General features: G+C 63.8%; 20 protein-coding genes and 1 pseudogene. 8 read left to right on the top strand and 13 right to left on the bottom strand.

Features of this window, described 5'->3' with window-relative positions; translation table 11 throughout:
- Window positions 1-52 precede the first annotated feature (52 nt).
- The gene (locus H9L13_RS09875; protein ID WP_187537540.1) at window positions 53-769 is read left to right on the top strand and encodes a Crp/Fnr family transcriptional regulator; all 717 of its coding nucleotides are present in this window, start codon (window positions 53-55) and stop codon (window positions 767-769) included.
- Window positions 770-788: 19 nt separating this feature from the next.
- Window positions 789-2,762, top strand: a complete 1,974-nt coding sequence (locus H9L13_RS09870) for a TonB-dependent receptor plug domain-containing protein (protein WP_235091332.1) — start codon at window positions 789-791, stop codon at window positions 2,760-2,762.
- Window positions 2,763-2,783: 21 nt separating this feature from the next.
- On the opposite strand, the gene H9L13_RS09865 is transcribed toward H9L13_RS09870, so the two are convergent.
- From H9L13_RS09865 to H9L13_RS09855, 3 genes are read right to left on the bottom strand one after another with little or no spacing between them, the layout of a single operon-like run.
- On the bottom strand, window positions 2,784-3,101 hold the full coding sequence (locus H9L13_RS09865) for a DUF6481 family protein (protein WP_187537539.1): 318 nt from the start codon (window positions 3,099-3,101) through the stop codon (window positions 2,784-2,786).
- Window positions 3,098-3,313, bottom strand: a complete 216-nt coding sequence (locus H9L13_RS09860; protein WP_187537538.1) for a hypothetical protein — start codon at window positions 3,311-3,313, stop codon at window positions 3,098-3,100. The genes H9L13_RS09865 and H9L13_RS09860 overlap by 4 nt, the downstream gene beginning before the upstream one ends.
- A 57-nt stretch (window positions 3,314-3,370) precedes the next feature.
- A complete protein-coding gene (locus tag H9L13_RS09855; RefSeq protein ID WP_187537537.1) occupies window positions 3,371-3,577 on the bottom strand; it encodes a cold-shock protein in 207 nt (68 codons plus the stop codon).
- A gap of 252 nt (window positions 3,578-3,829) precedes the next feature.
- On the opposite strand from H9L13_RS09855, the gene H9L13_RS09850 reads away from it, so the two are divergent.
- Together H9L13_RS09850 and H9L13_RS09845 are read left to right on the top strand one after the other, a co-directional pair.
- Window positions 3,830-4,189, top strand: coding sequence for a hypothetical protein (locus tag H9L13_RS09850; protein ID WP_187537536.1), 360 nt, complete (start codon window positions 3,830-3,832; stop codon window positions 4,187-4,189).
- A gap of 60 nt (window positions 4,190-4,249) precedes the next feature.
- The gene (locus H9L13_RS09845; RefSeq protein WP_187537535.1) at window positions 4,250-4,957 is read left to right on the top strand and encodes a hypothetical protein; all 708 of its coding nucleotides are present in this window, start codon (window positions 4,250-4,252) and stop codon (window positions 4,955-4,957) included.
- A gap of 5 nt (window positions 4,958-4,962) precedes the next feature.
- On the opposite strand, the gene parE is transcribed toward H9L13_RS09845, so the two are convergent.
- Together parE and H9L13_RS09835 are read right to left on the bottom strand one after the other, a co-directional pair.
- Window positions 4,963-6,945: a DNA topoisomerase IV subunit B gene (gene parE / locus H9L13_RS09840; RefSeq protein ID WP_187537534.1), complete on the bottom strand. Its 1,983-nt coding sequence runs from the start codon at window positions 6,943-6,945 to the stop codon at window positions 4,963-4,965.
- 66 nt (window positions 6,946-7,011) lie between these two features.
- Window positions 7,012-7,449: a DoxX family protein gene (locus H9L13_RS09835; protein ID WP_187537533.1), complete on the bottom strand. Its 438-nt coding sequence runs from the start codon at window positions 7,447-7,449 to the stop codon at window positions 7,012-7,014.
- Window positions 7,450-7,677: 228 nt separating this feature from the next.
- Here H9L13_RS09835 and H9L13_RS09830 point away from each other — a divergent pair, with 228 nt between their 5' ends.
- Window positions 7,678-8,193 (top strand): Hsp20 family protein, encoded by a 516-nt coding sequence (locus H9L13_RS09830; RefSeq protein WP_187537532.1) that lies wholly within the window; start codon window positions 7,678-7,680, stop codon window positions 8,191-8,193.
- 45 nt (window positions 8,194-8,238) lie between these two features.
- Here H9L13_RS09830 and H9L13_RS09825 read toward each other — a convergent pair.
- Window positions 8,239-8,626 (bottom strand): annotated as a pseudogene (locus H9L13_RS09825) (MerR family transcriptional regulator).
- Window positions 8,627-8,702: 76 nt separating this feature from the next.
- Between H9L13_RS09825 and H9L13_RS09820 the strand changes: the two are divergent.
- Window positions 8,703-9,491, top strand: coding sequence for a MauE/DoxX family redox-associated membrane protein (locus H9L13_RS09820; protein WP_187540320.1), 789 nt, complete (start codon window positions 8,703-8,705; stop codon window positions 9,489-9,491).
- Window positions 9,492-9,513: 22 nt separating this feature from the next.
- On the opposite strand, the gene H9L13_RS09815 is transcribed toward H9L13_RS09820, so the two are convergent.
- Genes H9L13_RS09815 through H9L13_RS09805 form a run of 3 tightly spaced genes read right to left on the bottom strand, consistent with a single transcriptional unit; the run spans window position 9,514 to window position 11,927 of the window.
- Window positions 9,514-9,918: a response regulator gene (locus tag H9L13_RS09815; RefSeq protein WP_235091331.1), complete on the bottom strand. Its 405-nt coding sequence runs from the start codon at window positions 9,916-9,918 to the stop codon at window positions 9,514-9,516.
- 10 nt (window positions 9,919-9,928) lie between these two features.
- Window positions 9,929-10,750, bottom strand: coding sequence for a sensor histidine kinase (locus H9L13_RS09810; protein ID WP_187537530.1), 822 nt, complete (start codon window positions 10,748-10,750; stop codon window positions 9,929-9,931).
- Window positions 10,740-11,927 (bottom strand): MASE1 domain-containing protein, encoded by a 1,188-nt coding sequence (locus H9L13_RS09805; protein WP_187537529.1) that lies wholly within the window; start codon window positions 11,925-11,927, stop codon window positions 10,740-10,742. The genes H9L13_RS09810 and H9L13_RS09805 overlap by 11 nt, the downstream gene beginning before the upstream one ends.
- Window positions 11,928-11,995: 68 nt before the next feature.
- Here H9L13_RS09805 and H9L13_RS09800 point away from each other — a divergent pair, with 68 nt between their 5' ends.
- Window positions 11,996-12,250 carry a YdeI/OmpD-associated family protein gene (locus H9L13_RS09800; protein ID WP_187537528.1) on the top strand — a complete coding sequence of 85 codons (255 nt, stop codon included), beginning with the start codon at window positions 11,996-11,998 and terminating at the stop codon, window positions 12,248-12,250.
- Here H9L13_RS09800 and H9L13_RS09795 read toward each other — a convergent pair whose 3' ends face one another.
- The 4 genes from H9L13_RS09795 to H9L13_RS09780 form a co-directional block, all read right to left on the bottom strand.
- Window positions 12,251-12,442, bottom strand: coding sequence for a hypothetical protein (locus H9L13_RS09795; RefSeq protein WP_187537527.1), 192 nt, complete (start codon window positions 12,440-12,442; stop codon window positions 12,251-12,253).
- A 71-nt stretch (window positions 12,443-12,513) separates the two neighbouring features.
- Window positions 12,514-13,347, bottom strand: coding sequence for a class I SAM-dependent methyltransferase (locus H9L13_RS09790; RefSeq protein ID WP_235090889.1), 834 nt, complete (start codon window positions 13,345-13,347; stop codon window positions 12,514-12,516).
- A 75-nt stretch (window positions 13,348-13,422) separates the two neighbouring features.
- Complete coding sequence (locus tag H9L13_RS09785) at window positions 13,423-13,983, bottom strand: OsmC family protein (protein WP_235090888.1); 561 nt, start codon at window positions 13,981-13,983, stop codon at window positions 13,423-13,425.
- Between the two features lie 23 nt (window positions 13,984-14,006).
- On the bottom strand, window positions 14,007-14,912 hold the full coding sequence (locus tag H9L13_RS09780; protein WP_187537526.1) for a diiron oxygenase: 906 nt from the start codon (window positions 14,910-14,912) through the stop codon (window positions 14,007-14,009).
- 318 nt (window positions 14,913-15,230) lie between these two features.
- Between H9L13_RS09780 and H9L13_RS09775 the strand changes: the two genes are divergently transcribed.
- Window positions 15,231-17,042 (top strand): alpha/beta fold hydrolase, encoded by a 1,812-nt coding sequence (locus tag H9L13_RS09775; RefSeq protein WP_187537525.1) that lies wholly within the window; start codon window positions 15,231-15,233, stop codon window positions 17,040-17,042.
- Window positions 17,043-17,051: the final 9 nt, after the last annotated feature.

The following is a 17,051-nucleotide window of genomic DNA, read 5'->3' as shown; positions in this document are numbered from 1 at the left end:
GTCGCGACGAAATTCCTGGATGAACGTTCAGCGCGCCGGGTAGGAGAAGGCGATGGAAGCACATTTGCGCAAGCTTCGAATGCGTGACTCGGTGAGTGCCGCGGAAGAAGACGCGATACGCGAACTGGTGTCGGAAGTCCGGACTTTTTCCGCCCACAAGACAGTGATCCACGAGGGCGTCGAGCTCAATGTCAGCCTGCTGCTTCTCGACGGCTGGCTGGCCCGCGCCAAGGACGTCAAGCGCGGCAACCGCCAGATCCTCGAGCTGCACGTCCCCGGCGACTTTGCCGATCTCCACAGTTTTACGCTCAAGGCGCTCGATCATGACGTCATTGCCTTGACCCCCGTGCGGCTCGGCGTCGTGCCGCACGATCGGCTGACGCGGCTGACCGAGCGCTTTCCGCGGCTTACGCGACTCTACTGGCTGATGACCAACGTCGACGCTTCGATCCAGCGCGAACTGACGCTCTCGCTTGGCAGCCGAAGCGCAATGTCGCGGGCCGCGCACCTGTTCTGCGAATTGTTCGAAAGGCTGCGCGTCGGCGGGTTGGCAGACGACGACGGCTATGCTCTTCCTCTGACCCAGGCCCAGCTCAGCGAATGCTTGGGAATCACCCCCGTGCACGTGAACCGGACGCTGCAGGCCCTTCGCGCCGACGGCCTCATCACGCTCGAGCAGCGCTATCTGACGATCCACGACCACGCCCGGCTGCGGGAAATTGGGGAGTTCGACCCGCGCTATCTCTACCTGCGGCAGAAGCCGAGTTGAGAGCAGCGCTCGCGTGAAAATGATGAAAATGTGCGCTCATCTGCGCTGGGCGCTTCTCCCAGTTTCTGTCCCCATCAATCCATCGGTCGCCCTCGCGCAGGACGTCGCAAGCGTCGTCGAGGCGGAAGAGGACGAGGACGAAGAGATCATCGTTCAGGCAACGCGGTCGCGGCGGCGAGTGCAGGACGAACCCCTTCGCGTCGAGGTGATCACGCGCGAAGAGATCGAAGAGAAATTGCTGATGCGGCCGGGCAATATTGCCATGCTGGTCAACGAAACGGGCGGGGTGCGGGTCCAGGTGACGGCGCCGTCGCTGGGAGCGGCGAACATCCGTGTCCAGGGTATGGACGGGCGGTACACGCAGCTCTTGGCCGACGGACTGCCGCTTTACGGCGGGCAAGCGTCTTCGCTCGGCGTACTGCAGGTCGCACCAACCGATCTTGGCCAGGTCGAGGTGATCAAGGGCGCGGCTTCGGCGCTCTACGGGCCTTCGGCGCTGGGCGGGGTGATCAACCTCGTATCCCGGCGACCCGGGGAGGAGCCCGAGATCGAGACGCTGCTGAATGCGACGACGCGCGGCGGACAGGACGTGACCGCGTATGCGGCGGGAAAGATCGGGCCGGACCTGGGCGCTTCGATGACTGGCGGGTTTCATCGGCAAAGCCGCCAGGACCTGGACGACGACGGCTGGATCGACATGCCGCGCTACGCGCGCTGGTCGGTCCGTCCACGGCTGTTCTGGGAGGGGCGTGACGGCGCGTCAGCCTACCTCACAGCAGGGGCGATGGTGGAGGACAGGGTCGGCGGCACCGAACCGGGCGCCACCGTGCCCGATGGAAGCGCATTCCCGCAGGAACAGCGCACGCGACGGTTCGACGCCGGAATTGTCGCCGAGGCTCCCGTCGCCGGGCTTGGGACGGTGCACTTCCGCGGGGCCGCGATGACCCAGGGGCACGATCATCTGTTCGGCGATGTCGCCGAGGATGACCGTCACGGGACATTGTTCGCGGAGGCGTCGGTTGCCGGCGGCTCGGCGGGCACGCCGTGGGTCGCGGGCGTCGCCATCCAGCGCGACGTCTTTCGGTCGGAGACCTTCCCGGCATTCGATTATACCCACACGGTCCCGGCGGTGTTCGGCCAAGTCGAGCACGACCTTCACGAAGCGTTGACCGTGGCCGCGAGCGCGCGGCTGGATGTCCATAGCGTCTACGGCACGCAGCTCAGCCCGCGGCTGTCGATGTTGTACCGGCCCGGACCGTGGCGCGTGCGGGCATCGGTGGGCCGCGGCTTCTACGCGCCGACGCCCTTCGTCGAGGAAATCGAGGAGGCAGGGTTGTCGCGGCTGGAGCCCCTCGGCGACCTGGAGGCGGAGACCGCGCGGTCAGCTTCGATCGATGTGGGCTATGCGCGCGGGCCGGTCGAGGCGAGCATGACGCTGTTCGGATCGAATATCACCCATGCGACGCGGATAGACCCCGTCGCGGCGGATCGCGTGCGGCTGGTCAATGTCGATGGCCCGACGCGCGTGCGCGGCACCGAACTGCTGCTGCGCTATCGCTGGAAGCAGATGACGGTCAGCGGCAGCTACGTCTTTACTCATTCGACCGAGCCAAATCCGGATGGCGGGGGGCGGGTGCGTACCCCGCTGACGCCGCGCCACACGGGCGGGCTGGTCGCGATGTGGGAAGACCATGACAAGGGCCGGGTCGGGGTCGAGGCCTATTACACCGGTCGCCAACGGCTCGACGACAATCCCTACCGGTCAGTCAGTCGGCCCTATGTTCACCTTGGCGTGCTGGGCGAGGTCGTCGTCGGCAAGGCCAGGTTGTTCGTCAACGCGGAAAACCTGCTGAATGTGCGGCAGACGCGTTACGAACCGGTGCTGTTGCCGGCGCGCGCGCCCGATGGTCGGTGGACCGTGGAGGTATGGGCGCCGACCGATGGCTTCGTCCTCAACGGCGGCGTGCGTTTGCGGTTTGGCGGGGCGCACTGAGCGCCGGCGCTGCGCAAAGGCCTATTTTCGCTTCTTTCGCGCGGCGTAGCGGGCGTCTCGCGCGGCTTTGCGCTCGACGTCGGTGAGGATGGGTTTGACGGCCGCCTTCTTGGCGGCGGCGGTTGCCGCTTTTTCATCCTTGGCAGCCTGGGTGGCGGCTTTGCGGGCATCGCGGTTGGCGGCGGCGGCGGCATCGCGTCTGCGGGCTTGTTCGGCGCGCGCGGCCAAGGTTGCTTCGTCCATCGCCGGCCTTGCGCGCATTTGATCGAGCGCTTTCGCCTTGGCCTCCGCCGCGCGGGAGATACGGTCGTGGAAATCGGGCTCCTTAAACCCCTTCACGAAGCGGCGGTCTCGCCCTGAGCCGGCGGAGCCGCGTGCTTGGCAGCGAGCGTCTGGCGGAATTTTTCCGCGCGCTCGCTGCGATCGGCAAGTTGCATCCAAGTCGCTTCGGACCGGAGCCAGCGATCGCGAATGTTGGCCAGCGTGGCGGCATCCGCGCCGGCGCGCGCGTCGGCGGCCTGCTTGCGGTAGAAGTCCAGCTGCACGGTCATGACGCTCCCTTCAAATCGAAAAAAAAGGCGGGTGCCTTTCGACACCCGCCTTCCTTGTTACGCAGACTGGAGATTGACGGCGCTGGTCTTGCCGCGCTTGTCATTCTCGAGCTCGTAGGAAATGCGCTGCTCCTTTTCGAGCGAGTGCATGCCAGCGGCTTCGACCGCGCTGATGTGGACGAAGGCATCGCTGCCCCCGGATTCGTTGGTGATGAAGCCATAGCCCTTGGCCATGTCGAAGAATTTCACGGTGCCGATCGGCATATCCATATTCCTTTACGGATGAAGAGGCCGAAGCGGCCCCTTTTCGTTGCTGTAGAAGCGAGAAGGAATAGGAGCCGCAAAGCGCCGAAGACCGTCTGATTGCGACTGTAGCAGGCACTCATATAGGGACTTTCACGCCGATTGTTAGTGCAGGGCCGTTGGGCGCGGCGGCCGCGAAGGCGCTGGCGTTTCGGCGGGCCGCTGTTACGCTCGCGCTGGAACGGGCTTTGGGGGGCGCCGATCTTGCGGTTAGTGAAGCCGATTAACGGCTGGCGCGTGTTCTGGGGCGAAGTCGGGATCATCGTGCTTGGCGTGCTGATCGCACTGGGCGCGCAGCAATTGGCTTCCGATTGGGACGACCGGCGCCGTGCCCGCGAATCGCTCGCCGCGGTCGAGGCCGAGCTCGCGCTCAACGCGAAGAGCTTCGAGGAGCGCACGTTCCAGCAGCCGTGCATGGATCGGCGGTTGAATGAATTGACGCAAATTCTGGCCGACGCGCGCCGCACCGGCCGGCTTCCGCGGATCGACGGTATCGGCCAATCGCTTGCGCGCTCGATGCGCGATCATGTTCGGAAATCGGTGATCTGCCAGCCCTTGAAGGTCCAGGGATAAGCGCGTGCCCAGGCGCCTCGTCCCCTTGCCGATCCCTTTCCTGCCCGAAGGTAAAAGCTGATGCGAATTCCCGCGATCAAGCCGCTGCATGGATGGCGTCAGTTTCTCGGCGAAGTCGGGATCATCGTTGCTGGCGTGCTGATCGCGCTCGCAGGGCAGGAATTGGTCGAGAGCCGCCGCTGGCGAGGCGACGTGGCGGAGGCGCGTGCGAGCCTCGACAGCCAGCTGCTCGAGTCCAAATATGCGAGCACCGAACGGATCGCGCTGCATGCTTGCACCGCCCACCAACTCGACTTTCTCGATGAGGTGATCGCGGGCACGCGGGCCACGAACGACCTGGACATCAACATGGGCGCGCTGCGCTTGTGGTCGACCTCGGCGTGGGATTCGGCAACGGCGTCCGGCGCGGTCGCGCACATGCCCGCCAACGTTCGCAATGATTACGCCAATCTGTTCGCGTTTACCGAGGCGATCCGCGGCATGAACCAGCGCGAATTCGATATCATCAACGAGCTCAAGACGTTGGAGAAGCATCCACAACTGACAGACGTGTCGCGCGATCGCCTTGCGCGCGCCGTGGCGTCCGCTCGCGGATCGAATGATATTCTGCGGCTTGGCGGCACTCAGTGGCTTGCAAATGCCAAGTCGCTCGACCTGCAATTCGCGCCTGAAGACAGGACTGCGGTTCGCGAATTGCTTTTCAGGCCGTGCGTGCTTCCCGACGGCAGCCGAGTTTCGGTCAAGGCCGCTTCAATTCCGAAGGACTGACGGCGTCAGGCGTCGATTGCGTCCTCGTCGACGGCGGACGCGCTGCGCTGGATGAATTCGAAGCGGTGGGCGGGGTCCTTGCCCATCAGGCGTTCGACGAGATCCTTGACCGGCTGGCGGTCTTCGTAAGCGGCGGGAAGGGTGACTTTGAGCATTGACCGGCTCGCCGGGTCCATGGTGGTTTCCTTGAGCTGGTTGGGGTTCATTTCGCCCAATCCCTTGAAGCGTGACACCTCGACCTTCTTGCCCTTGAATTCGCGTGCTTCGAGCTCGGCGCGGTGGGCGTCGTCGCGGGCGTAGAGCGTCTTAGCGCCGGCGGTTAGGCGGTAGAGCGGGGGCTGGGCGAGGAACAGGTGGCCGCGCCGCACCAGCTCAGGCATTTCCTGGAAGAAGAAGGTCATCAGCAGGGTCGCGATGTGGGCGCCGTCGACGTCGGCGTCGGTCATGATGATCACGCGCTCGTAGCGCAGCGCCTCCTCGTTCCACTTGTCGCGCGTGCCGCAGCCGAGTGCGAGTTGGAGATCGGCGACTTCCTGGTTGGCGCGGATCTTGTCGGCGGTGGCGGAGGCGACATTGAGGATCTTGCCGCGAATGGGCAGGATCGCCTGCGTCTTGCGGTTGCGTGCCTGCTTGGCGCTGCCGCCCGCGCTGTCCCCCTCGACGATGAACAATTCGGTGCCTTCGGGGTCGTCGCTGCTGCAATCGGTGAGCTTGCCGGGCAGGCGCAGCTTGCGCGCGGACGTGGCGGTCTTGCGCTGCACCTCGCGCTCGGCGCGGCGCTTGAGGCGCTCCTCCATGCGCTCGACGATCGAACCCAACAGCGCGCGGCCGCGATCCATATTGTCGGCGAGATAATGGTCGAAATGATCGCGTACCGCAGCCTCGACGAAGCGCGCGGCTTCGAGGCTGGTGAGGCGGTCCTTGGTCTGGCTCTGGAAATGCGGATTGCGGATGAACACGCTGAGCATCAGCTCGACGCCGTTGAACACGTCGTCGGCGGTGATGTCCTTGGCGCGCTTGTTGCCGACCAGCTCGCCGAAGCCGCGGATGCCTTTGGTCAGCGCCGCGCGCAGGCCCGCCTCATGGGTGCCGCCGTCGGGGGTCGGGATGGTGTTGCAGTAATAGCTTTCGCTGCCATCCGAATAGAGCGGCCAGGCGACGGCCCATTCGGCGCTGCCCTGATCGTTGGGGAAAGCCTGGCGCCCGGTGAAGGGCTGGTTGGTAACCGCGGGCCGCTCGCCCAGCTGCTCTGCAAGGTGATCGGCAAGTCCGCCGGGAAATTGGAACACCGCGCTTTCCGGAACTTCCGCAGAGGCCAGCGACGGATCGCAGCGCCAGCGGATCTCGACCCCGGCGAAAAGGTAGGCCTTGGACCGCGCGAGCTTGTACAGACGCGCGGGGTCAAAGATCGCGTCGGCGCCGAAAATCTCGGGATCGGGGGTGAAGGCGACGGTGGTGCCGCGACGGTTGGGCGCGGCGCCGACCTGCTCCAGTTTCGAGGTGGCAAGGCCGCGCGCGAAGGTCTGCCGATAGAGCTGCTTGTCGCGCGCCACCTCGACGATGGTTTCGGTCGACAGCGCGTTCACGACGCTGACGCCGACGCCGTGCAAGCCGCCGCTGGTGCTGTACGCCTTGCCTTCGAACTTGCCCCCCGAATGGAGCGTGGTCATGATGACCTCGAGCGCCGACTTGCCGGGATATTTGGGGTGCTCGGCAACGGGGATGCCGCGGCCATTGTCGGCGACGGTCAAGCGGTTGCCGGACTCGAGCGTGACCTCAATCCGGCTGGCGTGGCCGGCGACCGCCTCGTCCATGCTGTTGTCGATGACTTCGGCCGCGAGGTGATGGAGCGCGCGGGCGTCGGTGCCGCCGATGTACATGCCGGGGCGGCGGCGGACGGGTTCGAGTCCCTCGAGCACCTCGATCGAAGAGGCGTCATAGCTGTCGGGCGCGGACGCAGCGGCGGACGAAGCGAAGAGGTCGGACATGGTCCGTTCCGCTATAAGACCGCGATTCCGGCGGTGCCAAGGCGGGGCAGGGGGAGTTATCCCCAGCTAACGCGGGCCAGCGCGGCCTTCCAGCATGGGGTCGAGGCCGTAGCGGCCGCTACCGCGCAGGCCAAAGTAGAGGCCGAGGAAGATGAGGATGGCGGCGGGCCAGATCTTGGGGACGGGGTCGGCGAAGTGGACCATGTAGACCGCGACGATGAAGTTGAACGCGGTGATGAGGCCCGCCCAGCGGGTGAACAGGCCCAGGATGAAGGCGATGCCGGCGCCGAACTGGGCGTAGACCGACAGCGGCGCCATCATTTCGGGTGCGGGAAAGCCGAAGGCGGTCAGGAACTTGACGAATTCGTCCATCCGCGCGGCGGAAAAGACGTTGTCGTGGCTTTGATAGATGAGGAAAGCGCCGGTCACGACACGGAGCAAAAGCAGGCCGAGATCGGCGAAGCGCGCATTGCGCGGCAGAAATAGAAAATCGCGAGCCGTCATGGGTCCCCTTCCCGTTTTGCCAACCGTAAAGCGCGGTCCTCGCGTGCCGCCAAGCCTGCTTCGACCAATGGTGCGTTTCGACCCGTCGAAAGGCCTGTCCGAGGCCCTTGAAACGGCGATGGCGCGACCCAAATCAGCGCCGCCGGGTGCCTCAGGGGCCCGGTGACGGGACGGTCGATGCCGTTTCGACGGCTGCGCCGCCCGCCTTGCTCATCAGAGGAGGATGATATGCGTAGTGCTTTCGATTTCGCGCCTTTCCGGCGCTCCACCGTCGGCTTCGACCGGCTGTTCGACATGCTCGAAAACAGCTCCGGCCAGAGCCAGGAAAATTACCCGCCGTTCGACCTCATCAAGACCGGCGAGAACCAGTATCGCATCGAGCTTGCCGTCGCCGGCTTCAAGCCCGAGGAACTGGAGATCACCGCGCAGCAGAACGTGCTGCTGGTATCGGGCCGCAAGTCCGATGAAACCAGCGACGAGCGCGTGGACTATGTCTATCGCGGGATCGCCAACCGCTCGTTCGAGCGGCGCTTCGCGCTTGCCGACCATATCCAGGTCAAGGGCGCCGACATGCGCGACGGCCTGCTGGTGGTCGATCTCGTCCGCGAAATCCCGGAGGCGATGAAGCCGCGCAAGATCGACATCGGCACCGGCGCCGAGCGCTCGGCGATCGGGGCGGCGACACCCCGGCATCGCGCCAGACGGTCGACGCCGAGGTTGAACACGCCTGATCATTGGCGATGACACGAGCCCCGGAAGCCTCCGCGCCTCCGGGGCTTTTTTTGCGCTTCAGACGCCGAAGCTGGTGAGGATCGGGCAGGGGCCGGTCTCGCCTTTGCCGCATTCGCGGGCGAGACGCTGAAGGGAATCGCGGGCTTTCTTAAGGTCCGCGATCTTCGCGTCGAGAGCGGCGATGCGGTCGCTCGCCAGCGCGCGGGCGCGGGCGCGGTCCTGCCCGGCGTCGAGGTCGAGCAGCTCTTTGATCTGGTCGAGCGTGAAGCCCGCCGCCTGCGCCTGGCGAATGAAGCGCAGTCGCCGGACGTCCTCGCTGCCGTAGCGGCGAACGCCGCCGTCGCGCGTTGGCTGATCGATCAGGCCCTTGCGCTGATAGGAAGCGGATCGTTTCGACCCCCACGCCGCCGGCGGCGGCAAGCCGGCCGATGGTGATCGATTGCAGCCCTTGACTCTGTACCACGGTACGGAGGCTATATCAGCGCCGACGAGATCGCAAATGGAGAGCTGACGTGTCGGACATGACCAACCACCCCAAGGCGGCGAAGACGGCGGTGCTGCACCGCATGGTGATGCCGGAACACACTTGTCCGTACGGCCTCAAGGCAAAGGATTTGCTTGAACGGTCGGGTTATGCGGTTGAGGATCATCATCTGACGACACGCGCCGAAACCGACGCGTTCAAGGCAGCTCATAAGGTGCAGACGACGCCGCAGGTGTTTATCGGCGGCAAGCGGATCGGCGGCTATGACGATCTGCGCCGGTTCCTAGGCAAAACGGTCGCGGATCCCAAGGCGACCAGTTACCGCCCGGTCATTGCCCTCTTCACGATGACTGCACTGATGGCGATGGCGGCCAGCTACGCGGTGACGGGAAGCGCGTTCACGCTGCGCGCAGCGGAATGGTTCATCGGCATGTCGATGGTCGTGCTGGCATTGCTGAAGCTGCAGAATGTCGAGACGTTCGCGACCATGTTCCTCAACTATGATCTCCTCGCCAAGCGGTGGGTGCCGTACAGCTACATCTATCCATTTGCCGAAGGTGTTGCAGGGGTGCTGATGGTCGCGGGCGCGCTGACCTGGCTGTCGGTGCCGATCGCGCTGTTCATCGGGACAATCGGCGCGGTCTCGGTGTTCAAGGCGGTTTATGTCGACAAGCGTGAGCTCAAATGCGCGTGCGTCGGCGGGGGCGGCAACGTGCCGCTGGGCTTCATCTCGCTGACCGAAAACCTGATGATGATCGCGATGGCGCTGTGGATGGCACTATCGGCTTTTGGAATGGCACCACATGTCGCCCAAGGTGCGGCCTGACCTCGATTGCCCGCAGGGCTTACTACCTGCCGTTGGCAGCAAAGCTGGAATAGAGGTGCATATTGGCCGGAAGGCTTCTTGCCGCATGGCCTTCCAGAAGACGTTCGGCGCAAGCGACGGCGGCGGAGAGGCTTTCTTCGGTGAAAGGCTTGTGAAGGCATCCAATGGCAATCGGCATATCCTCGGCGGGGCAATTTCCCGTGACGAATAAGCTCGGGATTCCGCGGTCGGCGAACGCCTTAGCAACATCGACCCCGTTCGCGTTGCCGGCCAGGCAAACGTCGACAAGCGCCAGATTGGGCTGATCGCCGTCGACAGCCGCCAGTGCACTCAACGCGTCGTCGGCGATCCCCACGACCTCGTGGCCGTTAGCAAGCAGAATATCTTCGATGAGCAGTGCGACCAGTGCCTCATCTTCCACGATCATGATCCGCACGTCAGGCTTTCGAAAGAGGAAGGAGGATCACGAACTCGGTACCGGGCGCACGATCGGTGATCGTCAGGCTGCTTCGTGCCTGATGCACAAGTGATCGGACGATCTTCATGCCCAGGCCTGACGCCGTGTCGAAGTTGAAATCCGTGGGAAGGCCGACCCCATCATCGAAGACCGCGATCCGGATGGCATCGGCAGCCTTAGCCAATTCAACCCCAACGTTCGCACCCCGGGGGGCGTTCGCGCCATGCTTGATGGCATTGGTCAGCAACTCGCTTATCGCCAACGCCATAGGCACAGCCCGGTCGATCGGAAGAATGATGTCGGGCTCGGCATTCACGGTTAGCCGAACCTTTCGTCCTCCAATCAAGGAATCGGCGATCCCCGATGCGAGTTCACCCACGAAAGAGGTGAAATCCACATGGTCGTGTCGACCAAGTGAATACAGGTTCTGGTGAATTCGGGCGATGACTTCGATCCGCTGTTGCGCATCGCCCAATGCCGTCCGAGCACCATCGTCCGTCATTCCCCGGGCGTGCAACGTGAGTAGGGAAACGACGAGTTGCAGCGAATTCTTGATCCTGTGGTTAACCTCGTAGAGCAACACATCCTTGGCTTGATTGGCTTCGACCAGCGCCTGCTCGACCCGCTTCTTGTCAGTGACTTCCACCACCCACGCGCCGCATGAACTGACGGCTCCGTCACTTCGCTTCACCGGGAAGAAGCCGGTCAGCCAATAGCGTTCCTCGCCCGGCTTAAGCGGCGTTTCGCCGACGATTTCCAGGTCGCGAATGACGCGGGCATTCTCGAACACCTCATCGATCACCGGGCGAACGCCTGACCGCGTTGACCGGAAGCAGTTCGGTGATCGTCCGGCCAAGATGATCGGGCGCGGGAATTCCGTTGATTGAGGCCAGTTCGTCGTTGATCCTCAGATATCGATATTCATCGTCGAAGAAGGCGAGGCCGAGCGGCGCCTCCTTCAGAAGTGAGCTCAGTTCGGCATTCCGCGACTGGAGCTCGAGCAAAAGGAAATGGACAGCCAGCGACCCTATTGATGCGGTCGTAAGGGCTGCTTGCGCCGCGTAGAAACTGGATGCCGAACCGTCGGCGGCATCCGCAAAAGGTCCGAGACCGTGCACCGTGCCGGCGACGATGGCCAAGGCAGTCAGGGCAGGCGCGCTGGCCGCCGCGAGCGTGTTGCCGCGAAGAGCAATCCACAACAGTGGTGGAGCAAGCACCGCGAGCGGCGCAAGTTGATACCATGCGTTTCGATCAGGCTGAATCACCACCAGCAAGACCGCGCCCAGAACAGTGATAGCGCCCGCAGTCTCCCACGGTCGTTCGGGCTGAAACCAATAGGATCGATCGGTCGCGACAATGATCAGCGGCGCGAGCGTCAGGATGCCCACCCCATTACCCAGGACCCAGACGAGCCACGACGAGAGAAGGGGCGCCGAAACCTCCCCAGTCAAATATAGTCCGAACGTGCTGATCCCGCCGCCGATTGCGACGGCGGCAACCGTACTGAGGAGGAAGCGCCGAAGCGACACGAGGTCGGTCAAGCGAAAGCGGTCATTCCTATCCAGGCCATGAAGCAAAAATGCGGCCGTCATGGCTTCGAAGGCATTCGCGAGCGATAGGACGAGGGTTGGACCAACGTCCTTTCCGACGGCGAGATTGGCAGCAAGAGCAGCGGTGAAGATAGCAAGTGCGACGACGGGCACATGACGGGTTCTCACCGACGCCATCAATCCGACGGCAATTCCCGCGGCGGGCCAGAACAAAGCAATCTTGCGCGCTGGATCGATAAGCTGAAGCCCAAGCTGCGCGGAAACGCCGTAGGCGAGTACAGTCACTACGAAGATGACGAGGATCGCTCTCTGGCGAGCAGCTTGCGTCATAATCAATCGTTTCGAGTCCGACTCAGATGAACCGGCATTTACCCGAAGCACGCGCCGACGCCAGAGCTCCCCCGCACGCCCGCTGGACGATCGTGCCAAAGGTGCACTCGAGGGGACAAAATGATCGCGCCCCTTGGATCAACCGCAGCCCACGGTAAGACCGGGTCATGGGAAATGACGCACGCCTTCCCGGTGGGGTTGTCCACGACCTGCCATCCGACCTCTGCCAAGCCCTATTGGTTGACGAAGTGGCCCAAGCGACGTGGCATGACATCACGCCGCTCGCCCGCAACGAATGGATCTGCTGGGTGACGTCGGCGAAGAAGGCCGAAACGCGTGCAAAGCGCATCACTTGGGGCACGGAGAACCTGCGCGACGGCAAGCGCCGACCCTGCTGCTGGCCGGGCTGCCCGCACCGTTAGCTACCAGACGCGTGTTTTCGCCACCTCCATAGTGCCGGCCGCAATAGCGATCGCTTCTTCGATTTGCGCGGAGCTCATGCCGGGGTTGAGGGCAGCGAAGAGTTGCGGATCGATGCTTGGCTTCAAGCGTCCTGTCGGACCGCGCGTGACGGTCCAGACGCGCGCGTCGTCGCCAATTTTCTCGTGCTTCATCAACAAGACCTTCGAAAAAAACCCCGGGCGCGGCGGGTTTCGGACGACAAGCGCCCGGGGCGTTTAGCAGCTCAGCGTTTACGAACCGTGACCTTGAGATAGGTGGCCGGAACCTCGGTCACATCGCCGCCACGGTTCTGCGCGACGAACAACGCCTTCAATTCGGCATCGAGCTCGGCGCGGCGTCCAGCTTTGTCGGCGGATTCGAACGCGTTCATCATCGGGCCGTAATAATCGCGGAAGATGGTGAAGAGCTCTTCCGGCGGACCATCGCCGCGGAGGTGCCAGGTTACGCGATCGAAACTGATATTGTCGGCCGGAACGCCGGCGGCACCGAAGCGCTCCGTGACGAGTGCCTCATCGCCCCAGGTCATCGGGCTGACGAAGCCTTCGGGCGGCGGCGGGGTGTAAGCGGCGCTGATCTTGAGGATCTGCGCGACGAGCGTGGGATCGCCGGGGATCCAATTGCCCATGACGATCCGGCCGCCCGGCTTGGTCACGCGGACCATTTCATGCGCAACGTCGAACGGGCGCGGGGCGAACATTGCGCCAAAGATGCTGACGACAAGATCGAAGGTGCCGTCGGCAATACCGGTCAGCTTGCTGGCGTCGCCCTGCTGGAAGCGGATGTTGTCGAGTCCTGCCTTGGCGGCGCGGGCGTTGCCCGCCGCGACGAGATTGTCGGCGATGTCGATGCCCAGGACAATGGCGCCGCGCTGCGCGGCGGGCAGCGCGATGGTGCCGTCGCCGCAGCCGAGGTCAAGAACCTTCATGTGCGGTTGGATGCCAAGCGTGTCGACCAGCTCTTCACCGCTGCGCCGCATGGTCGATGCAATGCGCGTGAAGTCGCCCTTTTCCCAAAGCGCTTTGTTGGGATTGGTCATAGGAATGCCGAGGTCGGCCACAATAGGTCTCCTGTCAAATAGGTGTCCCGGACACGCCTGGAGGGGAAAGGGTTCGGCGCGCCCGGGAACTTGGATTCAAGCAACCGTCAAATGGCCATTCATGCGAATGGGGCGGTTGAGGTTGAAGTAGTTGGGCGAGGTTTTCATCACCGTCTGGTGGATGTCCTCATATTGCTCACGCGTGCCGTCGCCCGTGATGCGGACGTCATAGTCGATCGCTTCGTAGCCTGGCGCGACATCGTCGCTGAGGCCAAGGAAGCCACGCAGGTCGAGCTGACCGCGAGTCACGATCTCGACCGTGTCGAGATTGATGCCCTTGAGTGAGGCGCCCGCGACGTAGCCGACCATCATGCAGGCATTGAGCGCCGCCATCAGCAGCTCCTGCGGATTAGGGGCGCTGTCAGTGCCGAGCAGCTCGCAAGGTTCGTCGGCGACGATGGTGTGGCTGCGCGCGATCCGCTCGCCGGCGAGGGTGAAACCGGTCACGGTGGATTCGCTGCGGGTCTGCCCCGTCCAACGGGTCGTGACATCGAAGCTGACCAGCGCCTTGGCGGCATCCTGTTCGATCGCTTCGACGGTCTCGCCAAGGGCCGTGAGATCGAGGCCGTTGACGCGGGATTGCACTTTATCAAGCATGTTCAATTCCTTCTGACAGATGATCAAGCGAACATCGGCGCCGCTTCGGCGATTCGTGCGGCAGCGCGGGGCGACAGGGCTTCGAGCGTGGCCTTGAAGCGGTCGTGGACCATGCCCGAGCCGAGGTAGGTCCAGCGCGCGGCCTGGTGCTGCTGCGCAAGGATCGCGTCACGGTCGTCGAGGCTGCGTCCGATGACCTTTTCGAGCGCGTCGAGATTGAAGCCGGCCTGCGCCTTCAGCCCGTCGTCGAGGAAACCGCCGATCGCGAAGAATTCGTCGATCGCGCGGTCAACCTCGTCCTCGCTGCGGCCTTGCCCAAGCGCATCGACGATCAGCGTGTCGAGCTTGGCGTGCTGCGCCTCCTCGATCCAGTGATGCCGCATCAGGCTTTTGAACAAAGGGTCGATGTCGCGTTCGTCGCGGATCGAGCCGAGATAATGCTGCTGCGTCATCCACTCGATCATCAGGATGACGAGCCCGACCGCGAGCGGGTCGTGGCTCAGCACCTTTGCGCCGATCGCTTCGGACGGCCCGATCATCTGGCACTCAACCGGGAAGCCACGGGCGAACGCCTCGTGGAAGCGCTTGAACAAATGGATGTGCTTGGCTTCCTCGCTGGCGAAGTTGATCAAAGCGCGGATGCGCCAATCGTCGCCGCGCAGCGCGGGCCGCGCATGATCGAGCAGGAACGGGAGGATGAACTCCTCGACCACCCCGAAAATGCACAGGTACTGATGCGCGCTGATCTGGTTGAGGATGCGCTGCTCGTACGGATTTAGCGTATCGAGCGCCGCGGTCCGTGCCAGGCTTTCGGGCATGAAATTGCGGGTGAAATCGAGCTCCTGATCCGCGCGCAGCACGTCATCGAGCTGCCACTGCGCGCGGAGGGATGTCGCCAGCGTCGCCTGATAGTTGAAGTCATGGTACATGATGATCCCCTTTTCGAAGCAATCAGCCGAGCATGGTGAGCAGGACCAGCGAAGTCAGGAAGGCCGACACGCTGGACATGGCGAAGACCACGAAGATCGACGCGCTCTGCATGCGAAGTGAAAGTTGATAGCCACTCATGTTCTTGTCCCTTTTCTTGGGACGAATTCCACCGCCGCCGAAAGCGGATGCTTCCAGCGTCGGGTTACTCGCCCGCAGTTGATGGATCAGTTTCTACGCTTGACGCGAGATTGCCAAAATGACCGCGCTGCCGGATAATTTGATCGAAACGCCGGAAACGCGTCCGGCGGGGGCTCGCGATGGACGTCCTGAGTGACATTCTGGCTTCGCTGCGCCTGACCGGCGGCGTGGTCATCGACGCGTCCGCGCGCGGCGACTGGTGCATGCTGTCGCAATTCACTGAAGAGGATTGCGCGCCGTTTTTCCCCGTGCCCGGACACATCATCGGCTATCATTATGTGCGGTCGGGCAAGCTGACCGCGCGGCTCGAAGGGCATCCGCCGGTCGAGGTGCCGGCCGGCCACGTCGTCATGCTGCCGCGCAACGACCCGCACCTGCTCTACAGCCGCGAGGGGCTTGAGCCGGCCGACATCGGCGACAAGATCGAAATTCTGCCCTCGGGACTGCAGCGCGTCACCGTTTCGGGCGACGGCGAGGCGACCGAGATGTTCTGCGGCTATCTCGGCGTGTCGACCAGCCACCACCCCTTGCTCGACAGCCTGCCGCCGATCCTGGTGCTCGATGTGCACGAAAGCCAGGAGACATGGCTTGAGACGTCGCTCCGCTTCATGTCCCAGCAGGAACCGTCGGCCGATCTCGTCGCGCGCTTGGCAGAACTGTTCTTCGCCGAAGCCATCCGCACCTACATTGCCGCGCTGCCGGCAGGGCAGGGCGGATGGCTGCGCGGGCTGACCGATCCCGCGGTCTCGCGGGCGCTTTCGATCATTCATTCGCGCTATGCCGAGGACCTCGACGTGGAGGAGCTGGCGCGCGAGGCGGGGGTGTCGCGCACCGTGCTCGGCGAACGCTTTGTCGAGCTGATCGGCGAGCCGCCGATGCGCTATTGCGCGGGATGGCGGATGCGCATCGCATCGATCATGCTGCGCGAAGGCAAGGATTCGACGGCCAACATCGCATATTCGGTCGGTTTCAACAGCGAGGCCGCGTTCAACCGTGCCTTCAAGCGCGAATTTGGCGAGCCGCCCGCGACATGGCGCAAGCGCGTCGAGGCCGAGGAGCGCGCTGCGGTCGAAGCCGCCGCGGGCAAGCCCTTGCCGCCACAGCAAGTGCGCTACTGCGAGGCCTCCGACGGAACGCGGCTAGCCTATTCGATCGTCGGCGAAGGACGGCCGCTGGTAAAGACCGCGAACTGGCTCAACCACCTGGTGTTTGATTTCGAAAGCCCCATTTGGAAGCCGTGGCTGCGCGAGATCAGCGCGCACTTTGCCTTCCTGCGCTACGACGAGCGCGGCAATGGCTTGAGCGACTGGGACACGCCCCAGATGAGTCTCGACGCGTTCGTCGACGACCTCGCGTGCGTGGTCGACGACGCCGGGTTCGATCGCTTCGACCTGTTCGGCATTTCGCAGGGAGCGCCGGTGTCGATCGCTTACGCGGTGCGATATCCCAATCGCGTGCGCCGGCTGGTGCTGCTCGGCGGTTACGCTTGCGGCTGGCGCGCGCGGGCGGACAATGAGGAGATCAGCCGCCGCGAGGCGATGGTGACGCTGACCGAACTTGGCTGGGGCAATGACAATCCCGCCTATCGGCAGATCTTTACCAACCTCTACGTTCCCGGCGCGAAGCCGGGGCAGGTGCATTGGTACAATGAGCTTCAGCGGCGCAGTACTTCACCCGAAAATGCCGCAAAGCTGATGCGCGTGCTGTCCGCGCTCGACGTGCGCGACCTGCTGCCGCAGGTGCGGGTGCCAACGCTGGTGCTGCACGCGCGCAACGATCAGGCGGTACCGTTCACGCAGGGCGAACTGCTGGCCCGCGACATTCCCGGCGCCCAGTTCGTCCCGCTCGACAGCGCCAATCATATCCTGCTCGGCGATGAGCCGGCGTTTCGCCGCTTCATCCATGAAATGCGGGGATTTCTGGACGATTGAACTCCCTCC

Source organism: Sphingomonas lutea (assembly GCF_014396785.1).
Lineage (GTDB): Bacteria > Pseudomonadota > Alphaproteobacteria > Sphingomonadales > Sphingomonadaceae > Sphingomicrobium > Sphingomicrobium luteum.
This window is presented reverse-complemented; position numbering and strand designations above follow the sequence as displayed.

Bases quoted from the DNA above. Each gene is read 5' to 3' on its own strand.
- H9L13_RS09875 (WP_187537540.1), top strand. From the start codon at position 53: ATGGAAGCACATTTGCGCAAGCTTCGAATGCGTGACTCGGTGAGTGCC.
- H9L13_RS09870 (WP_235091332.1), top strand. From the start codon at position 789: ATGATGAAAATGTGCGCTCATCTGCGCTGGGCGCTTCTCCCAGTTTCT.
- H9L13_RS09860 (WP_187537538.1), bottom strand. From the start codon at position 3,313: ATGACCGTGCAGCTGGACTTCTACCGCAAGCAGGCCGCCGACGCGCGC.
- H9L13_RS09855 (WP_187537537.1), bottom strand. From the start codon at position 3,577: ATGCCGATCGGCACCGTGAAATTCTTCGACATGGCCAAGGGCTATGGC.
- H9L13_RS09845 (WP_187537535.1), top strand. From the start codon at position 4,250: ATGCGAATTCCCGCGATCAAGCCGCTGCATGGATGGCGTCAGTTTCTC.
- parE (WP_187537534.1), bottom strand. From the start codon at position 6,945: ATGTCCGACCTCTTCGCTTCGTCCGCCGCTGCGTCCGCGCCCGACAGC.
- H9L13_RS09835 (WP_187537533.1), bottom strand. From the start codon at position 7,449: ATGACGGCTCGCGATTTTCTATTTCTGCCGCGCAATGCGCGCTTCGCC.
- H9L13_RS09830 (WP_187537532.1), top strand. From the start codon at position 7,678: ATGCGTAGTGCTTTCGATTTCGCGCCTTTCCGGCGCTCCACCGTCGGC.
- H9L13_RS09820 (WP_187540320.1), top strand. From the start codon at position 8,703: ATGACCAACCACCCCAAGGCGGCGAAGACGGCGGTGCTGCACCGCATG.
- H9L13_RS09815 (WP_235091331.1), bottom strand. From the start codon at position 9,918: ATGATCGTGGAAGATGAGGCACTGGTCGCACTGCTCATCGAAGATATT.
- H9L13_RS09800 (WP_187537528.1), top strand. From the start codon at position 11,996: ATGGGAAATGACGCACGCCTTCCCGGTGGGGTTGTCCACGACCTGCCA.
- H9L13_RS09795 (WP_187537527.1), bottom strand. From the start codon at position 12,442: ATGAAGCACGAGAAAATTGGCGACGACGCGCGCGTCTGGACCGTCACG.
- H9L13_RS09785 (WP_235090888.1), bottom strand. From the start codon at position 13,983: ATGCTTGATAAAGTGCAATCCCGCGTCAACGGCCTCGATCTCACGGCC.
- H9L13_RS09780 (WP_187537526.1), bottom strand. From the start codon at position 14,912: ATGTACCATGACTTCAACTATCAGGCGACGCTGGCGACATCCCTCCGC.
- H9L13_RS09775 (WP_187537525.1), top strand. From the start codon at position 15,231: ATGGACGTCCTGAGTGACATTCTGGCTTCGCTGCGCCTGACCGGCGGC.